Annotated in this window: 18 protein-coding genes and 1 pseudogene; 16 read left to right on the top strand and 3 right to left on the bottom strand. The window is 40.2% G+C overall.

The genetic code is table 11. The features are described 5' to 3' along the window. Positions 1 to 30: 30 nt before the first annotated feature. From IPL24_02105 to IPL24_02080, 6 genes are all read left to right on the top strand, one after another. Complete coding sequence (locus IPL24_02105; GenBank protein MBK8362497.1) at positions 31 to 480, top strand: Hsp20/alpha crystallin family protein; 450 nt, start codon at positions 31 to 33, stop codon at positions 478 to 480. Positions 481 to 621: 141 nt separating this feature from the next. Then, positions 622 to 1,404 (top strand): 5'/3'-nucleotidase SurE, encoded by a 783-nt coding sequence (surE, locus tag IPL24_02100; GenBank protein ID MBK8362496.1) that lies wholly within the window; start codon positions 622 to 624, stop codon positions 1,402 to 1,404. Next, positions 1,388 to 1,690, top strand: a complete 303-nt coding sequence (locus tag IPL24_02095; GenBank protein ID MBK8362495.1) for a hypothetical protein — start codon at positions 1,388 to 1,390, stop codon at positions 1,688 to 1,690. The genes surE and IPL24_02095 overlap by 17 nt, the downstream gene beginning before the upstream one ends. Continuing rightward, positions 1,690 to 1,983 carry a hypothetical protein gene (locus tag IPL24_02090; protein ID MBK8362494.1) on the top strand — a complete coding sequence of 98 codons (294 nt, stop codon included), beginning with the start codon at positions 1,690 to 1,692 and terminating at the stop codon, positions 1,981 to 1,983. Before IPL24_02095 ends, IPL24_02090 begins: the two co-directional genes overlap by 1 nt. Next, a complete protein-coding gene (lpxB, locus tag IPL24_02085; protein ID MBK8362493.1) occupies positions 1,980 to 3,092 on the top strand; it encodes a lipid-A-disaccharide synthase in 1,113 nt (370 codons plus the stop codon). The genes IPL24_02090 and lpxB overlap by 4 nt, the downstream gene beginning before the upstream one ends. A gap of 217 nt (positions 3,093 to 3,309) precedes the next feature. Beyond that, the gene (locus tag IPL24_02080) at positions 3,310 to 5,202 is read left to right on the top strand and encodes a ComEC/Rec2 family competence protein (protein MBK8362492.1); all 1,893 of its coding nucleotides are present in this window, start codon (positions 3,310 to 3,312) and stop codon (positions 5,200 to 5,202) included. Here IPL24_02080 and IPL24_02075 read toward each other — a convergent pair. Beyond that, positions 5,171 to 6,010: an MBL fold metallo-hydrolase gene (locus tag IPL24_02075; protein MBK8362491.1), complete on the bottom strand. Its 840-nt coding sequence runs from the start codon at positions 6,008 to 6,010 to the stop codon at positions 5,171 to 5,173. The two genes, IPL24_02080 and IPL24_02075, sit on opposite strands and share 32 nt — an antisense overlap. Positions 6,011 to 6,209: 199 nt before the next feature. Here IPL24_02075 and IPL24_02070 point away from each other — a divergent pair, with 199 nt between their 5' ends. Together IPL24_02070 and IPL24_02065 are read left to right on the top strand one after the other, a co-directional pair. After that, positions 6,210 to 7,592 carry a peptidoglycan synthetase gene (locus IPL24_02070; protein ID MBK8362490.1) on the top strand — a complete coding sequence of 461 codons (1,383 nt, stop codon included), beginning with the start codon at positions 6,210 to 6,212 and terminating at the stop codon, positions 7,590 to 7,592. Next, positions 7,589 to 8,356, top strand: coding sequence for a DUF1573 domain-containing protein (locus IPL24_02065; protein MBK8362489.1), 768 nt, complete (start codon positions 7,589 to 7,591; stop codon positions 8,354 to 8,356). Before IPL24_02070 ends, IPL24_02065 begins: the two co-directional genes overlap by 4 nt. A gap of 1,047 nt (positions 8,357 to 9,403) precedes the next feature. On the opposite strand, the gene mgtE is transcribed toward IPL24_02065, so the two are convergent. Next, positions 9,404 to 10,783: a magnesium transporter gene (gene mgtE / locus IPL24_02060; GenBank protein MBK8362488.1), complete on the bottom strand. Its 1,380-nt coding sequence runs from the start codon at positions 10,781 to 10,783 to the stop codon at positions 9,404 to 9,406. A 78-nt stretch (positions 10,784 to 10,861) separates the two neighbouring features. Further along, complete coding sequence (locus IPL24_02055) at positions 10,862 to 13,372, bottom strand: carbohydrate binding family 9 domain-containing protein (GenBank protein ID MBK8362487.1); 2,511 nt, start codon at positions 13,370 to 13,372, stop codon at positions 10,862 to 10,864. A 118-nt stretch (positions 13,373 to 13,490) separates the two neighbouring features. Between IPL24_02055 and IPL24_02050 the strand changes: the two genes are divergently transcribed. From IPL24_02050 to IPL24_02015, 8 genes and pseudogenes are all read left to right on the top strand, one after another. Then, entirely contained in the window at positions 13,491 to 14,018 is a 528-nt protein-coding gene (locus IPL24_02050; GenBank protein MBK8362486.1) for a DinB family protein, read from the top strand. Between the two features lie 231 nt (positions 14,019 to 14,249). Next, entirely contained in the window at positions 14,250 to 15,443 is a 1,194-nt protein-coding gene (sucC, locus tag IPL24_02045) for an ADP-forming succinate--CoA ligase subunit beta (GenBank protein MBK8362485.1), read from the top strand. Between the two features lie 164 nt (positions 15,444 to 15,607). After that, positions 15,608 to 16,489: an agmatinase gene (gene speB / locus IPL24_02040; GenBank protein ID MBK8362484.1), complete on the top strand. Its 882-nt coding sequence runs from the start codon at positions 15,608 to 15,610 to the stop codon at positions 16,487 to 16,489. 219 nt (positions 16,490 to 16,708) lie between these two features. Continuing rightward, positions 16,709 to 18,202: an acetyl-CoA carboxylase biotin carboxylase subunit gene (accC, locus tag IPL24_02035; protein MBK8362483.1), complete on the top strand. Its 1,494-nt coding sequence runs from the start codon at positions 16,709 to 16,711 to the stop codon at positions 18,200 to 18,202. A gap of 26 nt (positions 18,203 to 18,228) precedes the next feature. Further along, positions 18,229 to 18,825 carry a DUF4294 domain-containing protein gene (locus IPL24_02030; GenBank protein ID MBK8362482.1) on the top strand — a complete coding sequence of 199 codons (597 nt, stop codon included), beginning with the start codon at positions 18,229 to 18,231 and terminating at the stop codon, positions 18,823 to 18,825. Between the two features lie 775 nt (positions 18,826 to 19,600). Then, a complete protein-coding gene (locus IPL24_02025) occupies positions 19,601 to 21,166 on the top strand; it encodes a hypothetical protein (protein MBK8362481.1) in 1,566 nt (521 codons plus the stop codon). Positions 21,167 to 21,258: 92 nt separating this feature from the next. Continuing rightward, positions 21,259 to 22,255 (top strand): annotated as a pseudogene (locus IPL24_02020) (MBL fold metallo-hydrolase). Between the two features lie 209 nt (positions 22,256 to 22,464). Then, the gene (locus IPL24_02015; protein ID MBK8362480.1) at positions 22,465 to 24,309 is read left to right on the top strand and encodes a gliding motility-associated C-terminal domain-containing protein; all 1,845 of its coding nucleotides are present in this window, start codon (positions 22,465 to 22,467) and stop codon (positions 24,307 to 24,309) included. Positions 24,310 to 24,372: the final 63 nt, after the last annotated feature.

The following is a 24,372-nucleotide window of genomic DNA, read 5'->3' as shown; positions in this document are numbered from 1 at the left end:
AAACCAATAAAAAAACAGGAGGAAAATAAAATGACACTAGTTCAATTTAAAAACAAAGGCTTAGACCGTCAAACATCAACACCATCTTTCATCGGTGATTTTTTCAGTAACTTCATCAATGATGAATTGATCAACAAAAACTTTTTCAAATCTGCTCCGGCAGTAAATATCAGTGAAACAGCTGATAAATTCAATGTAGAATTAGCAGTACCCGGACTTGAAAAATCTGATTTTAAAGTAGAAGTGGAAAATGGTGTGCTGTCGATCAGTGCTGAAAAGAAAAGCGAAGTGAAAGATGAAACATCTCGTTTTACAAGAAAAGAATTTTCTTATTCATCATTCAGCAGAAGCTTTACATTACCTGAGCATGTGCAGGCAGAAAGTATTACCGCTGAATACACAAACGGTGTGTTGAAACTTTCAATTCCTAAAAAGGAAGAAGCAAAACAAAAAGCTGCTCATGAAATAAAGATTTCATAATAGTGTGTGTGGTTAATCTAATTTGTGATTAGATTATGTGTTAAAAAGCCCTGCAATTGCGGGGCTTTTTATTTTAATAGTAACTTCAAATCTTCGTTTTCTGTCTAAGGTTTTCGTTACTTTTGCCAAAAATCTTGTTGAATGTCAAAAACCGAACGTCCCGTTATACTTGTTACGAATGATGACGGAATTACCGCTCCCGGACTACATGCCTTAGTAGATGCTGTAAAAGATCTGGGTGATGTATTTGTTGTTGCACCCGACAGTCCGCAATCCGGAATGGGTCATGCAATAACGATCAATAATCTGCTTCGCCTCGATAAAGTTGAAGTACATGGTGAGAACTGGTATCAATGTTCCGGAACACCGGTTGATTGTGTAAAGCTTGCTATAGATAAGATCCTACATCGTCAGCCTGACCTATGTGTCTCAGGAATTAACCATGGCTCTAACTCTTCGATCAATGTGATCTATTCAGGAACAATGTCTGCAGCAATGGAAGGTGCAATTGAAGGTATTCCAAGCGCTGGATTTTCTCTGCTGAACCATTCTCTGGATGCAAATTTTGAATCCAGTAAAAAATACATCAGAAAGATCGCGCAAAATATTTTAGAACATGGTTTACCTCAAGGTACACTTATCAATGTAAATATTCCTGATCTGCCTGCAGGAGAGATCAAAGGTGTGAAAGTTTGTCGGCAGGCAATGGCTAAATGGGAAGAAGAGTTCGATGAGCGTCTGGACCCGAACAAAAGAAAATATTACTGGCTGACAGGAAAATTCAATAATCACGACAAAGGTCAGGATACAGATGAATGGGCTTTGGCAAACGGTTATATTTCAGTAGTGCCGGTTCAATTTGATTTCACGGCACATCATGCAATTCCTTTCCTCAATGAATTAGATTATGAAGTTAAAGGATAGGTTAAAAGATAATTACCTGACCGGAGTAATACTTGCATTTATTGTTTTGCCTGCAACTTATTTTGCCGCTGAAGGTATCAGAACTTTATATGTAAGTTACAAAGGGGATCAATATCTGTATCCGCCACCGGCTGTACAACTAATATCTCTCATGTTCTCAATCATTCTCTTCCGGATCATAATGGTCAATTTCGAAAAAGAGAAGATAGGCAAAGGATATTTTTTCATTGTCGCCTTAGCAGTATTCACTTATTTTTTCTTCTATCAAAAAATGAGAAATTCCTAATGAATAAATATTCAGATCATATTGTTACAGGTTTTATCATCGGACTTCTGGCGCCTGCAATTGCGTTTTCGGTATTTTCATTGATAAATTACCCCGATCGGACGATCATCGATTCATTGGTATTTTACAGAAAAGGAAGCGTACTCACACACGTCATCAGTTTATCGGTAATTGCTAACCTTCCTGTATTTTATCTTTTTCTGAATAGCAGGAAAGAAAGAGTTGCACAGGGAATAATTGGCGCAAGTTTCATTTATGTTTTCGTAGTTTTAATAATCATGGCACTAAAATGAAATACTATCTCATCGCCGGCGAAGCTTCAGGTGACCTCCATGGTTCGAATCTGCTCCGTGAGTTGAAAAAAATCGACTCGCAGGCTAATGTCAGAGCGTGGGGTGGTGAACTGATTCAGGAACAAGGAGCAGAGATCGTTAAGCATTATCGTGATCTGGCTTTTATGGGTTTTGCAGAAGTGATCATGAACCTGCGGACCATCTTAAGGAATATTTCATTCTGCAAAGAAGATATTCTGAAGTTTAAACCTGATGCAATAATTCTTGTCGACTATCCCGGATTTAATCTGAGGATCGCAGAATTCGCACATGAAAATAAGATCAAAGTATTTTATTACATCTCGCCACAAGTCTGGGCATGGAAACAATCCAGGGTTAAAAAGATCCGCAAAGTGGTCGATAAAATGATGGTGATCCTTCCTTTTGAAAAGGATTTTTACAAAAAGTTCGACTATGATGTAGATTTTGTCGGACATCCATTGCTTGATGCAATAGAGCAGCAAAAGGAAAAACTCCAGGCAGTGAATTCGTGGAAGAAAAAATTCGGATTAAGTGAAAAGCCGATGATAGCCCTGTTGCCTGGAAGCAGGACACAGGAGATCAGCAAGATCCTGCCTTTAATGCTTACTGTAGTAGATAAGCTACCGGATTATCAGTTTGTAATTGCTGCTGCGCCATCACAACCTCTGACATATTACAAATCTTTTACGGGTGATAGAAACATTCCGGTAATTGCCGATGAGACATATTCACTTTTATCTGCTTCACAAGCCGCACTTGTGACTTCAGGAACTGCTACATTAGAAACTGCTTTGTTGAACATTCCCGAAGTAGTGTGTTATAAAGGTGGAAAGATCAGTTATCATATTGCAAAGCGGATCGTTGACATAAAATATATTTCCCTGGTGAATCTTATCATGGATAGAGAAGTTGTAAAAGAACTAATTCAGGATGAACTCAACGAGTCAACAATTTTTAATGAATTAAAAAAAGTCCTTTCTCCTGATCATAGAAAAAAACTTTTGTCAGATTATTCAGAACTCCGGACAAAACTCGGCGGGAGCGGAGCTTCGGAAAAGGCGGCTAAGATAGTAATTGCTAATATGTAGTAATTAATCAACAATTTCAATTTGAATTTGAAAATTACAAATAGATCTCGCCCCCTCGTTCCTTAATTTTTTTCTTTTTTCTTTTTTCTTTTTTCTTTTTTGATTTTAGCTTTTAGATTTTGGCTTTTTTCTTATGACTTCACTAAAATAAGTCGCATAAAAGCGGGATGTTATTCCTTTTTATTTTTCGCATAAAAATGTAGTTTACTTTTGCCTGGTGAACATTTTCTCCAGTGCACCTTTCATCCGTGTCTTACCGGCATTTATCGCAGGTGTTGTGCTTTCATTTCAGAATATTGGCAGTAAATCATTTTTTATATCATTGCTTGTAGCGGTTTTGATAATTTTTCAGATCTGGATCCGGACGCAATACAAAAATCAATATAAATTCAGGTTTATCAATCCTGTACTATTATTAACAGGTTTTTTCTGTGTTGGTTGGATTCTCAATTCTTTGAAATCCGATTCATGTTCAGTTAAAAATGATTTCAAAGCGGAATCGAAGTATGTCATCGGGAAGATTATCTCTATTCCTGTCCTTGCAGGTAAAATGCAGCGCGCAGAAATAATGATTACTGCCTATTGCGATAGTTTAGAATGGTTCCCTGCCAATTTCAAAGCATACTTTTATTATTACGATTCGATTTCACCTGAAGTAAATGTGGGCGATCTGATTTTAATGCCGAATAAGATCAAAGAAATCGAAGAACCTTTAAATCCCGGACAGTTTAATTTCAAGAAGTATGCAGCTATAAAACGCATCTCTTATCAATGCAGGTTGACTAAAAGCGATTGGAAAATTCTTTCAAAGAATCATTCTTTCTCATTACTCAATTCAAGTAAATCACTGCGTGATCAATTGTTGAGCAGTTTTCACAAAGCAGGAATATACGGACAAGAGTATGCAGTGCTATCTGCATTGGTACTTGGATATGATGACGAGATCAATAAGGAGATCATGGCGGCATTTTCTGCTTCAGGCACATTGCACATCCTTTCCGTGAGTGGAATGCATGTCGGAATCGTTTTTGCTGCTCTGGCATTTCTGTTCAGGAAGATGGAAAATAAAAAAGTCTGGTGGCTGGTGCGTTTAATTTCAATGGTATTGATCATCTGGTTCTATGCCATCCTGACCGGCATGTCACCCTCAGTGATACGTTCAGCGATGATGTTTACATTTATTCTAATCGGCAAGTCCATCAACAGGAATTCAAATATCTACAATACTCTGGCTGCTTCGATTCTCGTCATCTGCGTTGCATTCGATCCCTTGATTCTGTTTGAACCGGGTTTCCAGCTCAGTTATTTTGCTGTTGCAGGCATTGCTTTTATTTATCCTTCGATCAATCACTGGTTTTATATCCGTAACAAGTTCTTGTCAAGCATCTGGTCATTAATAGCTGTTTCCATAGCAGCTCAACTTGCAACTTTCCCGATCAGTCTTTACTATTTTCATCAGTTTCCCAATTATTTTATCCCGGCTAACCTGCTTATTATTCCGGTTTCGACAATAGCTATTTTCGGTGGACTTGCTTTATTTTTCATTGCTCCCTTTGAATGGCTGCTGGTAAAACTTGGCTTTTGTCTGAATAAAATAATTCAATTTCTGAATTTCCTTGCTATAGAAATCAAGGATCTTCCGTTTGCTGTAACTGAAGATCTTTATCTGAGTTTTGCTGAAATGGTTTTACTGGATCTGATCATTCTGTTCATGATCTTTTATTTTTATGAGAAGTCCATACAGAAGTTAAGAATTTCACTACTATTTTTTATGTTATTCCTTATTTCAAAAACAATAACTTCAATTGAAAATAGTAAACGACAAGAAATCATAGAGTACAAATCATTCAAAGAGCCGGTATATGAAATAATAAATGGGCAGAGTACAGCCTTGTATTTTTATCCGGGTGATTCTTTAAGAGCAAGAAAATTTTCAGATGAAATGCATGCATACTATAAATTGAACAGAAAGAACCGCATCGAGTTCGATCTGAGCGATTCTTCAAATCTTGTTTTCGATAAGTATCTTGTTTCAGGAAAGACTTCCATGCTTGTAAATTCAAACTACAAGAAGAAAACTAAATACCCGAAAGCGGTAAAGTTTCCTTAAGCTTTGGTCCACGCTCTGTCATTTCCATAATTCCACATTCGTTGACCGGATCATGTTCAAAAAACAAAACGTAATTTTCTTTAACTGCATCATTCAAAAAATCTGTTTTCTCCTGCAATGAAAGCAATGGTCTTGTATCATACGCCATCACATAGGGAACCGGAGTATGGCCGGCAGAAGGAATGAGGTCAGCGCAATACGCAATTTTTTTTCCTTTGTAATCAATGATCGGTAGCATCATCGATTCAGTATGTCCGCTGACTGTTCGAACCTTAAAATTGTCGGTCAATTTGTCGCCATCGTTGATAAACTTCAACTGACCGGATTCCTGGATCGGTAAAATATTCTCTTTCAGAAAACTCGCTTTCTCCCGTGGATTTGGTTTTGTTGCCCATTCCCAATGCTTCTCATTGCTCCAGTAAGTTGCATTCTTAAAGGCAGGTTCAAGTTTATCTTTTGCTGAATTCCATTTGATACTTCCGCCGCAATGATCAAAATGCAAATGCGTCAGAAACATATCTGTAATATCATCTTCATGAAAACCAAGAGTGGCAAGTGATTTTGATAGCGTATCATCACCATTCAAAAAATAGTAACCAAAAAATTTATCGTCCTGCTTATTCCCAATTCCATTATCAATAAGGATAAGCCGGTCGCCATCTTCAACAAGCAGGCACCGCATTGCCCAGTTGCACATATTATTTTCATCCGGCGGATTGATCTTTTTCCACATCGATTTAGGGACAACGCCAAACATAGCGCCGCCATCGAGTTTGAAGAAGCCGGTGTTAATCGTGAATAAGTTCATTTCATTTATTTTGGAGATTCAAAAGTAGAAATTATATCGGATTTAGAAAGGACGTTACAGGTTAAAGGTTGCAGGTTTGCAGGTTAACCACCAACCTGCAAACCTGTTAACCTACCGAACCTTTCTCCTGTTAGTAACCTGTGCAAATCCCTCCAATAACAAAGTCCCTAAAAACCTCCACAATCTCTACCTTTATTGAATGTCAAAACGTATTCATTTCATAGCCATTGGTGGTGCTGCTATGCACAATCTGGCGCTGGCTTTACATCAAAAGGGATTTCAGGTTAGTGGATCTGATGATGAGATCAATGAGCCATCGAAAAGCAGGTTGTCTGCTGCCGGAATTTTACCACAAAGCATCGGCTGGTTTCCGGAAAAAATTTCTAATGAACTTGATGGCGTGATCTTAGGTATGCATGCTCGTGCCGATAATCCGGAGTTGCTGAAAGCTCAGCAGATCGGACTGCCCGTTTATTCTTATCCTGAATATTTATACGAGCATTCGAAAGACAAAACCAGAGTAGTAATAGGCGGTTCGCACGGCAAGACGACCATCACTGCAATGATCCTGCATGTATTAAAGTCGTTGAACAAAGATTTCGATTACATGGTAGGAGCAAAGCTGGAAGGATTTGATACGATGGTTCGATTGAGTAATGCGCCGCTTATTATATTGGAAGGCGATGAATATCTTTCTTCACCGGTCGATCGCAGACCGAAATTTCATTTGTACAAAGCAGAGATCGGATTGATAAGCGGAATTGCCTGGGATCACATCAACGTTTTTCCAACTTACGATATGTACGTTGAACAATTCCGGATCTTTGCTGATCAGATTCCTGCAAACGGAAAGTTGATCTATTGCAACAATGATAGCGAAGTAAAAAAAGTTGCAGAATCAGGTTCTGTTCATGCGAAGAAAATTCCGTATTCAATTCCTCCGCATGAAATTGTGAATGGTATAACTTATCTGCTCACAGACTCAGGAAAAATTGCTATTTCAGTTTTCGGTGAACATAATCTGCAGAATCTGGAAGGCGCCAGGAATGTATGCGAACAGATCGGCATCGACAAAAAAACATTTTACAATGCAATAGCAGATTTTAAAGGTGCTGCCCGCAGACTTGAATTGCTTGGAAGAAATGAGAATGTTGCAGTGTACAAAGACTTCGCGCATTCGCCATCTAAATTAAAAGCAACTACACATGCAGTACGTTCACAATTTCCTGAAAGAAAACTGATAGCCTGCATGGAATTACATACGTTCAGTTCGTTGAACGAAGATTTTCTTGCGCAATATTCAGGCAGTATGGACGATGCCGATGTGAAGATCGTTTATTTCAATCCGCAGACGATAGCACATAAAAAACTGAAGGAAATTACCCCTGAAATGGTAAAAAAAGCTTTTTCGAATCCTGATATTAAAGTTTACACAGATTCTGCTATCTTGCAGAAAGATATTCAGACATATTCAAAAGGCAAATCAGTTTTCCTGATGATGAGCTCAGGAACATTTGATGGAATGAATCTGGAAAATCTTACAGCGCAATTAATTCAATCAAACCAGGAAGTTCATTTATGATCAAAAGAAAAATATTCTTCGTTGTACTACTTTCAATTTTTGTATGCGATCTTGGTTTTGCTCAAACCATCAGTGCACCGCCAACGATCAACGATCAGTATGCAAAAAAGATTGGTAACCTGAGATTATCTCAATCGACAATTAATTTTGGAAAAGTACTGACCAATGAAAGCCGGCAAGATACGATCCGCATTCTCAATACCGGAAAAGTTCCAATGACTCTCGATGTTCATGGTAAGAATAATTATTCTGCAGTTACAATAAGTAAAAACAAACTGGCGCCTGAAGAATCGGGGACAATAATTATAAGCTACAATTTTGCAAAACGCGACGACTACGGATTTATCTTAGACAGAATTCTGATCAATACCAACGATACCGATCAGCCGCAAAAGAATATCAATGTAAGTGCAACTATTCAGGAATATTTTTCTCCTACAGATTCACTTTTACCAAAAGCAAGAATTCCCGAAACCATTTTTTCCTATGGTTCAATCACAGCCGGACAAAAATCGAATCACGATTTCCTGATTTCAAATGATGGAGTAAAGCCGCTCATCATCCGTAAAGTTAAATCCACATGTGGTTGTATCAAAGCAAGTGCTACGAAAAGCGAAATTGCACCCGGCGAAACCGGAATTGTACATGTTGAATTTGATTCTTTCGGAAAAGAAGGAAAAGACAGTCGCACGATCAATGTATTTCTGAATGACCCGGTGATGGCTGAGGTGAAGTTGGAGATGAGTGGGGTGGTTTTGAAATAGTTCAAGTTCAAGTTGTTTAGCAAATACACAAAATACAACACAAGTGGCCCAAGCCCCCCCCCCCCTTCCCCCCCCCCCCCCCCCCCCTTCGCGGGGCCCCCGCCGCCCCCCCCCCCCCCCCCCCCCCCCCCCCCCCCCCCGCCCCCCCCCAACCCCCCCCCCCCCCCCCGGGCCCGCCTCCCCCCCCGCGCCCCGCGGCGGGCCCCCCCCCCCCCCCGCGCCCGGGCCCCCCCCCCCGGGGCGGGGGGCCCCGCCCCCCGGCCCTCCCCCCCCCCCACCCCCCCCCCCCCCCCCCCCGGGGCCCCCCCCCCCCCCCCCCCCCCCCCCCCTCCCCCCCCCCCCCCCCCCCCCCCCCCCCCCCCCCCCCCCCCCCCCCCCCCCCATCCCCCCCCCCCCCCCCCCCCCCCCCCCCCCCCCCCCCCCCCCCCCCCCCCCCGCGGCCTCACCCACAGCCCAACCAGACAAACGCCGGGGGGGCCCCCCCTTCCCCCCCCCCCGCCCCCCCCTTTAATTTTAATTTCCCCACCCGCCCCCCCCCGCCGGGGGCCGGCCCCCCCCCCCCTCCTCGGGGCCCCCCCCCCCCTCCCCCCCCCCCCCCCCCCCCCCCCGCCCCCCGGCCCCCCCCCCCCACCCGCCCCCCCCCCCCCCCCCCCCGGCGCCCCACCCCCCCCCCCCCCCCCCCCCCCCCTTTTCCCCCCCCGCCCCACGCCCCCCCCCACTGCCCGCGCAAAAAGGGTCGCCCCCGCCACAAACCGTCCCCAGAGCCCCCGGGGAAGTTTTTTTTTACAAGAGGGGGGAGGAGCCCGGGCGGGTTTTCCCCCCCGCGCCCCCGGGCGGTTGCCGCGGCCCCGTATTTTTTAACAATTTTTCCAGAAAAAAAAAATTTAGGGGGGGGGGGGGCCCCCCCTTTTAACCCTTCATTCACAAAAGTGCACGGAATATTTTTAGATCTTAAAACGTATTTCGTAAATGAATTCGTCGAAAATTGACATAAAATTCCATGGTCTTTGTGAACTTGTGTCCTAGGTGTTTTTTTTTCTGCTAAACCTATAGCAAAGTCCCTTTCAACAACAAATACGCCAGCGAAAAATAAAGTATCAACCCCGTTACATCGACTAACGTTGCGATGAATGGTGCAGAAGAAACAGCAGGATCTCTTCCGAGTTTTTTCAAAAGCATTGGGATCATGGAGCCGGCTAATGTTCCCCAGAGAACAACTCCGATCAATGTAAATGAAACGGTAAGTCCGATCAGAAACCAGTAGGGGCCGTATATATCAGTGAATGTGGACCAGATAGAAATCCGAAGGAAACCGATCACAGCCAGAATAGAACCAAGTGCTAATCCTGACATCACTTCCCGGCGAATGACCTGCCACCAGTTTAGCCAGGTAACTTCTCCCAATGCCATTGCGCGAATGATAAGTGTTGCAGCCTGTGAACCGCTATTACCGCCACTGGAAATGATCAATGGTACAAAGAGAGTAAGTACAACTGCTTTATTCAATTCATCATTAAAGAAGCCCATTGCACTTGCAGTGAGCATTTCTCCAAAGAAGAGAACAACTAACCAGCCTGCTCTTTTGCGGATCATTTTTGGTAGCGAAACTTTCAGATAAGGTTCATCGAGAGCTTCTGTACCTCCGAACTTCTGGATATCTTCTGTATCTTCTTCTTCAATGACATCGACAACGTCATCGATCGTAATTATTCCAATCAGCAAGCCGTTGAAATCTGTCACGGGCAAAGCCATTCTATTTGTTTGCTTGAATATATCAATGGCAACCTCCTGATCGTCGCGGGCATTCAGATTTACATACTGGCGGTCCATCAGATCGCTGACTTTTTTGTCGAGTGGTGCAAGTAAAAAATCACGGACTTTTATATCATCGATCAGAAAACCTTTTGCATCGGTCACATAAATATTACTGATCGTCTCGCTGTCGTTTCCATTTTTGCGGATATAATCGAGCACTTGTTGAACAGTCCAGTCTTCTTTCACAGAAATGAAATCAGGAGTCATCAGACGCCCGATACTGTCTTCCGGATAAAGTAAAAGTGCTTTTGTTGTCTTGCGCTCTTCGTCTGTCAGAAGCGACAGATAATGCTGCAAGGTTTCTTCGGGAAGTTTTTCGAAGAGTGCTGTCCGGTCATCAGGACTGATCTGATTTAACGTAGCTGCGACTTGCTCAACAGAATAGGAGCGTAGGAGCTCCATTTGTTTGTCGAAGTCAAGGTTCTCAAAGGTCTTGATGGCCTTTTCGGCATCCAGAACCTGAAAAATTTTAATAAAATCTATTTCTTTGGAATCATTGATCAGTTCAGCCAATTCCTCAGGCTGAACCATGGCACTTAAATGCTTCAGCTTATATAAATTGCCCGAAACCAGCCTTTCAGCCAGCAATTCTTTCTCTTCAGCGGTAACCATGGATGATCGTCCATTTGAAAGTTAAAATTTATTTGTCGTCGCGAAGGTAGCAATTTTAATTAGTTCAAGGTTCAAAGTTCAAGGTTTAAAGTTGGCTTCGTAGGTTGCTACGAAGCCAACTTTGAACCTTGAACTTTGAACCTTGAACTTATTTTTAACAAAATACTGATAATCCAGATAGTACAAAAACTTCAACGAAATAGAATTTGTTTGTGGAGAGGAAAGCGTTCTGTTGAAGTTCCGGAAGTAATCATAATGTGTCTGATTGTCATCGAGCAGGATGATGTTTTTAAATGTTGCAATGAAAGAACTGCCCGGAGCAAATTGCCAGTTATACACGACATCTACAGTAAAGTAATTGCTGTTAAAATCATAGTCTGTCAGCTCATTATGTTCTCTTGGAATTAGTTCGCCATCGCCCATTAACTGAAAGTAATCTTTATACTTTCCTTCTGACCAGTAGTGACGGCCGGTTAGTGAAAGGCTCATATCATTCTTGAACAAGTATCGACTTGTAATTGCATTCGTGATGGTAATGATATCACGACCACCATAGAAGATACTGTTTTCATCAGTGTTGTAATCGATGAAGCCTCTGTCGTTTTCATAAACATCGAGATAATGTTCTATACGGATAGACATTTTATCACTCACCCGGATAATTGGGTTAACATAATATCCTGCAGAAGCGTAATTCCATTCATCAATGAAATTAAATCTGCCACCAAAATCAAATGCAAGTTTTTTATTGTAGTTGGTAGTCCAGTTTATACTTCCATAATGTGATCCGGGTACTCTGCAAAAACGACCCTCAACCCGTGGCTCATAATAGTCAAATGCATCAGCCAGGGCAGTACCAAATTCACTATAGATAGACCAGTTATTATTGAAGAGTAAGAAGAAATTCATTCCAAGAGTTATGTCGGTCATCTTGTTATTTAAACTCAAACGTCCGCTTCGATTGATGAAAGGTGTAATGTTGCCTTGCTTAAAATATTTCCAGAATGGATTAAAAGCCTGAACTGTCCAGTAGGCATTCAATGAAGTATAATCACTATAAAAATTATAGCCCAGATCATTTTTGTCAAAATTCTTATTGGCTCCCTCATAAGAAATACCGTATTGAGAAACGCCTTTGATCTTATCGAAACCAACAAAATATAGATACCCGTCTTTCACATTTTTAGTCTGTGACCATTGAGTAATATGAGTCAGGTTTCCTGCTCCCGAGATCTGAAAAGTATTTTTCTTGTCCTGAAAAGCTCCCCGCAATGCTGTAACATTTCCATCTCTTGCTTTTCCCTCTCTGGTTACATTTGTATTTATCAATGAAACATTGCTATTATGCTTCAATTGCTGATCCAGAACGACAATATTAAAGTTCGTCAGCGGTTCAGTAATTAACTCCCTATAGGTTCCATCAGCCTTTTTTATGCGTGCATAAGTGTTTGCGGTAACAGCATTTAAAATACCTATTCCCAATCCTTTATCAGTTCTACCTGATAATTTAGTTGCATTGACCAGCCGGGCCTTATCGGGATTCTTTTCAAGAACTTCTCCTTCTTCGAGTAAGTATGGAACATCATAAAAGAGTCCGGGAGTTTCACCGATCCTTCTGGAATAGAATAAATTTCCTTTGGAAAAAAGAGTAGTTCCTTCCTTAAAGAACGGCCTCTTTTCATCATAGATCGTTTCAAAAGCGGAAAGATTTTTGACCTTATTGTCACTTTGAACCTGACTGAAATCCGGAAGTAAGGTCATGTCGACAGTAAACCTTTCATCAATACCATATTTCAGATCAGCACCACCGGCATATCCAAATGAATTGTCGTAACCTGTCTGAAATCCATTTTCAAATCTGGGAGCTCTGTCGGCATAGACAGAAAAATAAGGAGTCAGTGTTAATCGAACCGGAGGCTTTATATCATGAATTCCCGTCATCGTTCCCCAGTACAACATTTTATTCTGGATCTCTTTCGGAGTTAATGTCCACTGATCGTATTCACGATTTCTTCGGATCGATCTGGCAAATTGCAATCCCCATGTCTGACTTTGTGTAGACGGAAAACGAATTGCAGAATAAGGAATTTTCATCTCTGCTGTCCAACCGGTAGAAGTGATCTTCACAGCACTTTGCCATACAGCATCGAAAGTAATATCATCATCCAGATATTCTGTCTGTACACCTGAGGCAGTAACAACAAAAACATAACCACTCTGACGTTTATTGTATGGATCGATAGCAAACCGAAATCCGTCTGCATTCAGATCGAGCCCTTCATCGCGGTTTCCTAATTCATGTAAGATACTATCAGGGTGCGAGTCGTGCATCTGAGCAAATACGTAGACAGCAGTATTGTCATAAATTACTTTAACCTCTGTTGTCTGGGTAACCGGAGCTCCTTCCACTGGTTCGAGTTGTATGAAATCACCGGCAATAATTGCAGAACTCCATGCTTCATCATTTTGCTCACCGTCGATCTTAATTTCTCCGGATGCTGCAGTTGCCTGATATGTTTTAGGAACTGTTTCTCCTTGCGAAGAATATGAAAAAAATAAAATGGCAAGTAGCAAAAGATACTTATGCATCTGTTTTTCGAGTAGATAGACAAACGTAATAAACTGCCGATATATTTGCGGTTAATGAAAAGTTAAGAGTCTCAGCAGAAAAATATTTAAGCTATATTGCATCAACAAAAGTTACAACATGGCCACACCAATTCTTCCACCAGCACAAGGTACTATCAGCGATTACTATGAATCTTACCGCCAGCATATCATGGAAAATGATATGTTCAAAGGACTGGTAGCACAAGGTGAACTTACCCACCAATTTATAAAATCGCTTCCCGAAAAGCAAGGTGATAACCGGTATCAGGAAGGAAAATGGTCTGTTAAGGAAGTGCTGGGGCATATCCTGGATACTGAACGAATTCTAACATACCGGATCTTATGTTTTATGCGTGGTGAGAGGCAAGCATTGCCCGGATTTGAAGAAAATGATTACGTCAGAAACAGCAATTATTCAACAAGAACATTAAAGGATATTGGAGAAGAATTGTATGCTGTCCGGCAATCAACGGTTCATATGATCATGAATATGGATCAGAACAGCCTGGATGATGTAGGAATTGCAAATGGAGCAGAAGTAAGCATCAGGGCTTTGATCTATATGGTGCTGGTTCATGAACGTCACCATGTGAAGTTTATTAAAAAGACTTACTTAAATCAGTAAAGTTTGAGGCTTGGAAGAATTTTGGTTTAAAGTGTTTAAGTAGTGCCAGATAATATGAAACACCCTAACCCCATAAAACCGATAACCTAGACAACTCTTAATCCTTCAATCCTAAAATCCTCCAATCTTAATAATATATCCACATTTCTTAAATATTTCCCCTCCGATAGCTTAAAAATTTTATTTTTGTGGCCGCAATGCCATGTTGACATTGTTTACTAATACTATCACATGAATATTCACGAATATCAAGGAAAATCGATTTTAAAATCATTTGGTGTAGGCATTCAGGAAGGAATCGTTGCAGATACTCCTGAACAAGCAGTTGAAGCCGCGAAAGAGTTAACAAAAACTACCGGAACCAACTGGTGGGTGATCAAAGCTCAGATCCATGCTGGTGGCCGTGGAAAAGGCGGTGGCGTGAAGCTTGCCAAAAGTCTTGATGAAGTAAAAGAAAGAGCGACCAATATTATCGGAATGAATCTCATCACTCCGCAAACCGGTCCGCAGGGAAAGAAAGTAAACAAAGTATTAGTAGCTCAGGATGTTTATTATCCGGGTGCATCTCCAACGAAAGAGTTTTATGTAAGCGTACTTCTGAATCGTCAGACTGGTAGAAATATCATCATGTATTCGACAGAAGGTGGAATGGACATAGAAGAAGTTGCAGAACACAATCCGCATCTGATTCACAAAGAAGAGATCGATCCTTCTGTAGGGCTTCAGGGATTTCAAACAAGAAAGATCGCTTTCAATCTTGGCCTGAGTGGAGAAGCTTTTAAGCAAATGACAAAATTCATTGCTTCACTTTATAAAGCATACGATTCAATTGATGCATCGATGTTTGAGATCAATCCTGTTCTTAAAACTTCAGATGATAAGATCATTGCAGTTGATGCAAAAGTAAACTTTGACGAAAACGGATTGTTCCGTCATCCTGATTACCTTGCAATGCGTGATGTTACCGAAGAAGATGCAACAGAAGTAGAAGCAGGCGAGCATAATCTGAACTATGTAAAACTGGACGGTAATGTCGGTTGCATGGTGAATGGCGCCGGACTTGCAATGGCTACGATGGATATCATCAAGCTTGCCGGCGGAGAGCCTGCTAACTTTCTAGACGTAGGTGGTACAGCAAATGCAGCACGTGTTGAGCAGGCATTCCGGATCATTCTGAAAGATCCGAATGTAAAAGCAATATTAGTGAACATCTTTGGTGGTATCGTTCGTTGCGACAGAGTTGCGCAGGGAATTGTTGATGCTTATAAAAATATCGGAGAAATTCCGGTTCCAATCATCGTAAGATTACAGGGAACAAATGCAGTTGAAGCCAAAAAGATCATCGACGAAAGTGGATTGAAAGTTTTCTCAGCTATACAGTTGAAAGAAGCAGCGGATCTGGTGAATACAGTACTTAAGAAGTAAATTTTTAGAGGTCAAAGGTCAAGGGTCAAAGGTCAGAAAACACGAATGATCTTTGACCCTTGATCTTTGACCTTACTACCATAAAAAAGTTACCTATAAAATAAAATATCAAAATAAGTACCGGCCAAACTAACCCTTGACCTTTGACCCTTGACCTGAAAATAATGAACCAACTCCCCGCCGCAGACGGCTTTCTGGCCCTTCCGGACGAAACCGACTATCAAACTGCAAAGTACGTCATCCAGCAAGTACCATACGAACATACTTCCTCTTACCTTGAAGGATCAGCAAAAGGTCCTGCAGCAATTGTGAGTGCTTCTCATTTTGTTGAATTCTATGATGAAGAGCTCGATGCTGAAAGCTATCGTAATGGAGGAATTGTGACGATGGAAGAAATGGATTTCGGTACGAAGGTCGATGAAGCAGCAATGATCCTGATCGATGAAGAAACAACAAAGCACATCAATGCCGGAAAATATGTTGTTTCATTGGGAGCTGAACATACGGTAACAAATGGTTTTGTCCGTGCGCACAGAAGAAAATATCCGGAAATGGCAGTGCTGCAGATCGATGCACACTCTGATCTCCGTGAATCGTATCACGATAATATTTATTCTCACGCTTCAGTGATGAAACGTGTGCACGATATGACTGTTCCACTGGTACAGATCGGTATCCGCGCTCAATGCAAAGAAGAAGCAGATCTTATCAAGTCGTCAGATATCATCAATACTTTTTACGCACATCAGATCCGTAAAGACGACAAGTGGATGGATAAAGCAATTGCATGTTTACCAAAACATGTGTACCTTTCAATTGATGCCGATGGATTTGATCCGTCTATCATGCCTGCAGTAGGTACAGCAGAACCAAACGGATTATTCTGGTCTGAGACTTTACAATTTCTCCGCAGAGTTTTCGCAGAAAGAGAAGTGATCGGATTTGATGTTCTGAAATGTGCACCGATTGAAGGAAGCATTCTGTCGGAGTCTACGTTGGCGAAACTTGTGTATCGGTTGATAGGGTATCATTCTGTTAAGAAGTAAATGAAGTTTCAAGGAAGTAAAAAAATAGGTCAAAGGTCAGAGGTCAAAGGTCAAGCATAATAACCGTTCTAACATCTCGTATACTTTGCTATTCACCACTCACTAATTACTACTTACCAATTAATACTCACCAATACAGTCGATCGAAGCATCCAGTTGAAAGGATTGAAAACAGTGCTACTCACTACTCACTAATTACCACTCACCAACTAGATAAAAATGAAAAAACTACTAATAGCTAACCGCGGCGAGATCGCCATCCGGGTAATGCGTTCAGCGCGGGAGATGGGGATTAAGACGGTTGCTGTTTTTTCGGAAGCAGATAGAAATGCATTGCATGTTCGGTATGCTGATGAAGCGGTTTGTATTGGTCCGGCGCCTTCATCGCAGAGTTATCTGGTGATGGAGAATATTATCAAAGCCGCTAAAGATACAGGTGCTGATGCCATTCATCCCGGTTATGGTTTTCTTTCTGAGAATGCAGCATTCGCTGATCTGGTAAAAGCTTCGGGAATTATTTTTGTTGGTCCGACGGGTGATTCAATGCGCATGATGGGAAGTAAACTCGCTGCAAAAGCAACGGCAGAATCGCATAATATTCCATTAGTACCGGGCACTGCAAAAGCAATTGATGATGTGAATGAAGCAAAGTTGATCGCAGAGAAAATTGGTTTTCCGATTTTGATTAAAGCATCTGCGGGCGGTGGTGGAAAAGGTATGCGCATCGTTCAGAATAAAGAAGAGTTTGAAGAGCAGATGAAACTTGCTGTCAGCGAAGCGATCTCAAGTTTTGGTGATGGTGCAGTTTTCATAGAAAGATATGTGGGCTCACCACGACATATAGAGATCCAGGTGTTAGGTGATACACACGGAAATGTTGTACATCTTTTCGAAAGAGAATGCAGTGTACAGCGTCGACATCAGAAAGTAATTGAAGAAGCACCTTCATCGGTTCTGACCGAAAAGATCCGCGAAGAAATGGGTCGCTGTGCTGTGCAGGTTGCTAAGGCTTGTAAATATTTCGGTGCAGGAACAGTTGAATTTTTATTAGATGAAAATCTGAATTTTTATTTTCTTGAAATGAATACCCGCTTGCAGGTAGAACATCCGGTCACAGAATATATCACAGGACTTGATCTTGTAAAAGAACAGATCAAGGTTGCAAGAGGAGAGAAACTTTCATTCAAACAGGAAGACCTGAAAATTTTAGGACATGCAATGGAGATCCGTGTGTATGCAGAAGATCCTGAAAATAATTTTTTACCTGATATCGGAACACTGCAATCTTACAAAGCTCCACAAGGTCCGGGCGTACGATGTGATGATGCCTATGAAGAAGGAATGGAAATTCCGATCTATTATGATCCGATGATTGCTAAGTTGATCACATACGGCAAAGACAGAAAAGAGTCGATCGACAGAATGATCCGTGCGATCGACGACTATCAGATCAGTGGAGTAAAAACGACTTTGCCTTTTTGCCGGTTTGTAATGAATCATGAAGCATTTATCAGTGGAAATTTTGATACGCATTTTGTAAAAAAATATTTTGTTCCCGGTTCAGCGAAAGCATCGGCTGAAGATGAAATGAAAATAGCTGCTTTATTGGCCGTAAAAACGATGCAGAAAGGAATAAAAGCCACTGCAAACAATCAAACAGCCACTCAATCCGTTTCCATGTGGAAACAAAACCGTCTGAGAAATAACGATTAGGCACGTTTGTTGGAATACTCCGAAAAATGAAAAAATCAGGCGTTTTTATAATCTTTCTACTTAGCATCCTTGCTTCAGTTTCCGCTTTTTCACAAGACACGCTAAAAGGAAAAATGTTGCCTTACATCATTGAAGAGGAAGACACTATTTATGTGGTCAATTTACATTTAGTAACAGTAGAAGCAGAGGGCCCCGATTATTTAAAGAATCTCCAGGCCTATTATCGTTTGCGTTTTAATGTCATCAAAGTTTATCCATATGCGCGATTAGCAGCTGTCAAACTGAATGAAATGAATTCGAAGATGTCGACTATGAAAACCGACAGAGAGAAAAGAAAATACAGAAAAGGAGTAGAAGAACAAGTCCGCAAAGATTTCGAAGATCAATTAAAAAAATTAAGCGTCAACCAGGGAAAAGTACTCATCAAACTCATCGACAGAGAAACCGGTCACAGTTCCTATGAATTAATAAAAGACCTCAAAGGTTCCATGAATGCATTCTTCGCTCAAGGAATGGCCAAACTTTTCGGACATGATCTTAAAGGCAAATACGACCCGATCGGCGATGATAAAACGATTGAATCGATAGTGCAGCAGATAGAGCGGGGAGAAATTCAGTTTTGAAATAAACAAGTTGGTGCAGAGTATAAATAAGTTGGGGTGTAGTCTACAGACTACACCCCAACTTATTTGATAGCAAAGAATCACCTCAAAAAGAATTTATTCAACACTAACTTGCAAATTAGCAAGCATCTTCTAAATAGCTGACCCTGGAAGGGTCACACATTGGTAGAAAAAAGAATACGCCGTAGACCCCGACCTCAGAGAGGTAGCACATGCTTATGTAATATTTTGACAGCAACATAAAAAATTGAAGTCCGATTTCATTTTATTTGATTCTTTGTAAATTAATAAACAATCGCAAATAATTTTGCAATTTGTGGACCGCTGACCCTGGAAGGGTCACAAATTGGAAAAATAAAGAATACGCCGAAAACCTCGACCTCGTAGAGGTAGCACATGCTTATGTAATATTTTGACATCAACATAAAAAATTGAAGTCCGATTTCATTTTATTTGATTCTTTGTAAATTAATAAACAATCGCAAATAATTTTGCAATTTGTGGACCGCTGACCCTGGAAGGGTCACATCTTGGTAGAAAAAAGAATACGCCGTAAACCCCGACCTCGGAGAGGTCGCACCTGAACAAGGAGTAATTCAAATCATTGTAAAAAGCAGATACAAAATTTCAAGAAATTTCTCGATTTGTTAGGTAAAAAAAAGTATTTGAATTTTTTTATTCTGGAACCTCAATTGAAATTAATAAGAAGTCTGAAACTTGGGAAATATTTTTAAAAACCGAAAACAACAGACGTAAATTTTATTAAATTAGAGTAATGAAAACAATAATTGTCTTTGCACTGCAATTTCTCTTCCTAAACAACTTATATTCTCAAGTATATAATATTGACTGGAGCACGCATTTTGGTGGAAGCAATGAAGACTATCCAACATCACTAATTAAAGATAAATCATATATGGATGGATACTTCATTATGGGAACGGAAACCTCTAATGATGGTGATATTTCAGGTCATATAGGTGCACCTGGTTCTCTAAATATCTGGATTGTAAAAACAGATAGTTTGGGAAATAAAATTTGGGACAAAAGTTTTGGAGGAACATCTGGTGAATATGGTTGTAGAATATTTCAAAAGGATAATGGCAACATTGTATTCACTGGATCTACTTCTTCAATAGATGGTCATGTTTCAGGAAATCATGTGTGGCCTCAGAATCCCTTAGTCGGAACACGCGATTTCTGGATTGTAGAAGTCGACTCAAATTTAAATATTATCTGGCAAAAATGTTTAGGTGGTACAGAATACGATGAGATGAGAGATGCTATTCAAACATTTGATGGAGGTTATCTAGTAATTGGAAAAACTGAAAGCAATGATGGGGATGTGTCTGGATTCCATGGTGATATTGACTATTGGGCGGTTAAATTAGATTCAATAGGGAATATTGACTGGAACGTGTGTATTGGAAGTTCTTTATTCGATGATGGTTATAGTTGTTGTCAGTTGGATGATTCCAGTTTTTTATTGGCAGGAGTTTCTCAAACTTCATTTACAAACTATCATGGAGGTTCCGATATTGCAGTAGCGAAAATATCAACATCTGGTTCTGTACTATGGACAAAATCATTTGGCGGATCTGGAGTTGATCAAGCATGTAAAGTAATAGCTGGTTTAAACGAAACTTTTTATGTCGTAGGTACAAGCAATTCAAATGATGGTGATGTGCACGGTGCTATGGGATTTAGTGATATATGGATATTTAAATCTGATTTGAGCGGAAATATTCTTTGGGATAAATGTTATGGTGGTAGTGGTTTGGATTATTCTTTTAATGCAAATAAGACCGATAATGATGGAATAATTTTCACTGGATGGTCAGTGAGCAATGACAGTATATATGTTGTAGGAAATCACGGTGGCTACGATGCATGGGTTGCAGAAATAGACAGTTATGGAAATTTATTATGGGGAAAGTCGCTAGGAGGAAGTGAAAATGATATTGCGAAAGCTGTGCTGAAAAATGAACCTAACTCTTGTGTATTAGTATCCAGTTCTCTTTCTAGTGATGGGGACTTTAATATCAATTATGGTGATAAAGATATTTGGCTTACAAAATTAATTGATGCAGGATCGAATGTGGAACTTAATGAAAATATTAAATTCTTTAGTGCAACAATTTTAGAAAACGACTTAATTGTGAATTTTTATTCTGATAGAAAGAAGAATATTTCCATTGTTCTTACAGATATTTTGGGAAGAGAGGTTATTAATGTGTCACAAGGAGCAAATGAAGGGCTAAATCAATTAAGAATTCCATTTCAAAATTGGAGTGGTTTAAAGGTAATTACGATAGACAATCAACGAACAATTTTATACTAATCTGAAAATTATTATAGATAAACGGATTTTAATTTTCAGTTGCAGTCTTTACTAATAAAATAAATTGCCCCAAAATCCGTCAGCCCCTACATATGCTAAAAACCTTCGGCAAAGCCCCATCCGGCAATCGCCTCCAAAGAATCCATAACTCTCCGAATTACAAAGATGGCTCCTTCAAAAACATCGAACCCACAGAAGCAATTCTAAAAGGTGCTTCAATGCGGAAAATAATGGTGGATTTTTTCTTCAGCAAGGTAAAAGACTTGTATCCGCCAGCACCTATACAGTCTGTTAAAACTGATCTCAACACACTTTCAGATGAGAAAAGTTCATTGGTCTGGTTCGGACATTCTTCTTACTACATCAATCACAAAGGATTTAAAATTCTGGTTGATCCTGTTTTCAGCGGACATGCTTCGCCGTTTTCATCGATGGTGAAAGCGTTTGACGGAGCAGATATTTACAAGGCTGAAGACATTCCACAAATTGATATTTTATTGATCACTCATGACCACTATGATCATCTGGATTACGAAACAATTCTAAAGCTGAAAGGAAAATTCAAGAAAATTGATTACTTCACTTGGTGTAGGATCGCATTTAGAATATTGGGGAATTGAAGAAAACAAAATCGTCGAACTGGATTGGTGGGAAAATTTTCGTGTGACTGAAAATATTGAATTCACATCGACGCCATCACGGCATTTTTCGGGGAGGACTACAAAACGTGCGAATACGTTGTGGAGTTCGTTTGTACTGAATCTCGGAGATAAGAAAATTTTTCTCGGTGGTGATTCGGGATATGACAGTCAGTTTAAAAATATCGGAGAAAAATTCGGTCCGTTTGAATTTGCTCTTTTGGATTGTGCGCAGTACGGTACTGCCTGGCCGTATATTCATATGGTACCTGAACAAACAACTCAAGCTGCAATTGATCTGAAAGCAAAATATCTCATTCCCGTGCATTGGGGGAAATTTAAACTGGCGAATCATTCGTGGAATGAACCGGTCGAAAGGATCAGAAAATCAGCTACGGATTTAAATTTACGGGTTGAAATTCCGGTGATCGGGGAGGTCGTGGAATTCTGAAATTCATCTCGAAGGGAAATTGTCATTTTTTTGTAAGAATATTTATGATGGATTTCTGATTGGAAATATTATTACCTTTAATTTTTAAAAACGCTAAGTTCACTAAAAATCGTCACAAGAACACATAAGTGAAGCTTCTCTTGTGCTCTTGTGCTGAAAACTAAGTGATCTTAGTGTTTAAATTCTACCAGATTACCACTGCTAAAACTATGAAGAGAATACTCACCCTAATCCTATTCTTTTTTTCATTCAAATCATTTTCTCAAAGCACATTTGTAAAAACTTTTGGAAACATCCACAGCGATATGGGAACTTCTCTTGTTGAAAGTTTTGACAAAGGAATTATTTTGGCGGTAGCTTCAAGTACGAACACTATCAATCTTCAGGCATGTCTCGTAAAAACCGATGTAAATGGAGCTTTACAATGGAGTAAAAATAAACAAGTCGGAAATTATTCCTATCCACAGACTGTCATCGAAACAAGAGATTCCGGAATACTGATCTTTGGAAGCGCAAACTATAATCCGACATTAAATGGCAATGATGATTTTTTGTTTTTGCTGAAAACAGATTCAGCAGGAAATGATCTCTGGTCAAAAGAATACAGGTTATCAGCAAATGATCGTCCGGTAAAGTTGCTCAAAGCTGCATCCGGTGGATTTATCATGTGTTCAATCGGTGACTATAATTTAGGAAGCTATTCAAAGGCAAATATTGTCAGGCTCGAAGAAGATGGTTCAATCCGATGGTCCAAAAGTCTGTTTTTACCCTATGGCATCCATCCATGGTCAATCGTCGAATCAATTGATGGTAACATTTGTATAGCCGGAAATTGTGTTGGTTATAGTCCGATCTTCTTCTATGATATTGCTGTGTGTTATCTGGATTCTTCCTGTAATGAAATTTGGTCGAAAGTATTTCAGACATATTACGACGATGAATGCAATGTGCTCACAACAAATTCCGCAGGAGAACTTTTTATCAGCGGTCGTGCATATTCAATCGCAAGAGAGTGGGATGTGTTTCATCTCAAATTAGATAAAACAGGAACCATTCAATACCAAAAATTATATGATGCCGGCACTTCTAATGGAGAGGTTATGCGCACCGGAATTGCTTATGACGATGGAAGTACATTGCTCTTAGGTGATGTTGGTGGCTGGGATGAAAGAGATATTGCCATGATGCGAATTAACTCTGATGGAAGTATTCGTTGGAGCAGACGTTATCCTTTTTCACCGAATTTTACAAACTATCCATACGACATAATCAAAACTTCAGATCAGGCATTTGTCTATACAGGAGATATCCGCCCGCCAGCCTATTATCGTGATGCTGCGTTGATCCGGACAACCAATTTTGGAGAAATAACCTGCTATCTGGATACAGTAATTTTCACAGCCTATCAGGACACATTGACTGAAATTATTCCGACTCTTTTGATCACTAATAATAACAGTGTGCCAATCGATTCTTTAATAAATGAACCACTTAATCTGATCACAGACAAAACTGCCTGTCAGCAGATCTTTCCAATTCCAGATTTCACATTTACAGAAGACACGATCTGTACTTCGCAGTGTGTTTCATTCACAGATCTGTCGTTGAATCAACCAATTTCATGGTACTGGACATTTTCAAATGCAGATTCTACATTTTCAATTCTTCAGAATCCGGAAAATATATGTTTCCCATCAAAAGGAAAATTCAATGTTACATTAGCAGTTACAAATTCCGATGGATCAGCATCGATCACGAAAGAGATCACAGTTGGAAGTGAATGTCCTGTTGTTCCATACGTAATTCCAAATGTCTTCACTCCGGATGGCGATGGAAAGAATGATATTTTCGAAATTGAAAATCTGCCCGTCACTGCAAAGATCAGCATTTTTAACCGCTGGGGAATTCAGATGTTTAGTTCCGGAACGAAAAAAAGATTCTGGACAGGTTTTGATGAGAAAGGAACCAAAGCGAGCGATGGAGTTTATTATTATGTTGTGAATGACAGCGGGATAATTTATAAAGGAACAATTCAGCTGATAGGAGCTAACTAATTAAATAAATTTGCGAGCTGTTGATATTCAGTAAATTATAACTTATTAAGAACGATCAACATT

This window comes from Bacteroidota bacterium (genome assembly GCA_016711505.1).
In the GTDB taxonomy this organism is placed as follows: Bacteria; Bacteroidota; Bacteroidia; order AKYH767-A; family 2013-40CM-41-45; genus JADKIH01.
Note: the sequence above shows the minus strand (reverse complement) of the source record. Positions and strands in the feature narration are given on the sequence as shown.

Excerpts from the sequence above, each read along its gene's own strand:
- lpxB (MBK8362493.1), top strand. The coding sequence starts at position 1,980 with ATGAAATACTATCTCATCGCCGGCGAAGCTTCAGGTGACCTCCATGGT.
- sucC (MBK8362485.1), top strand. The coding sequence starts at position 14,250 with ATGAATATTCACGAATATCAAGGAAAATCGATTTTAAAATCATTTGGT.
- IPL24_02105 (MBK8362497.1), top strand. The coding sequence starts at position 31 with ATGACACTAGTTCAATTTAAAAACAAAGGCTTAGACCGTCAAACATCA.
- mgtE (MBK8362488.1), bottom strand. The coding sequence starts at position 10,783 with ATGGTTACCGCTGAAGAGAAAGAATTGCTGGCTGAAAGGCTGGTTTCG.
- accC (MBK8362483.1), top strand. The coding sequence starts at position 16,709 with ATGAAAAAACTACTAATAGCTAACCGCGGCGAGATCGCCATCCGGGTA.
- IPL24_02070 (MBK8362490.1), top strand. The coding sequence starts at position 6,210 with ATGTCAAAACGTATTCATTTCATAGCCATTGGTGGTGCTGCTATGCAC.
- IPL24_02065 (MBK8362489.1), top strand. The coding sequence starts at position 7,589 with ATGATCAAAAGAAAAATATTCTTCGTTGTACTACTTTCAATTTTTGTA.
- IPL24_02015 (MBK8362480.1), top strand. The coding sequence starts at position 22,465 with ATGAAGAGAATACTCACCCTAATCCTATTCTTTTTTTCATTCAAATCA.
- IPL24_02095 (MBK8362495.1), top strand. The coding sequence starts at position 1,388 with ATGAAGTTAAAGGATAGGTTAAAAGATAATTACCTGACCGGAGTAATA.
- IPL24_02050 (MBK8362486.1), top strand. The coding sequence starts at position 13,491 with ATGGCCACACCAATTCTTCCACCAGCACAAGGTACTATCAGCGATTAC.
- IPL24_02025 (MBK8362481.1), top strand. The coding sequence starts at position 19,601 with ATGAAAACAATAATTGTCTTTGCACTGCAATTTCTCTTCCTAAACAAC.
- IPL24_02055 (MBK8362487.1), bottom strand. The coding sequence starts at position 13,372 with ATGCATAAGTATCTTTTGCTACTTGCCATTTTATTTTTTTCATATTCT.
- surE (MBK8362496.1), top strand. The coding sequence starts at position 622 with ATGTCAAAAACCGAACGTCCCGTTATACTTGTTACGAATGATGACGGA.
- IPL24_02090 (MBK8362494.1), top strand. The coding sequence starts at position 1,690 with ATGAATAAATATTCAGATCATATTGTTACAGGTTTTATCATCGGACTT.
- speB (MBK8362484.1), top strand. The coding sequence starts at position 15,608 with ATGAACCAACTCCCCGCCGCAGACGGCTTTCTGGCCCTTCCGGACGAA.
- IPL24_02030 (MBK8362482.1), top strand. The coding sequence starts at position 18,229 with ATGAAAAAATCAGGCGTTTTTATAATCTTTCTACTTAGCATCCTTGCT.
- IPL24_02075 (MBK8362491.1), bottom strand. The coding sequence starts at position 6,010 with ATGAACTTATTCACGATTAACACCGGCTTCTTCAAACTCGATGGCGGC.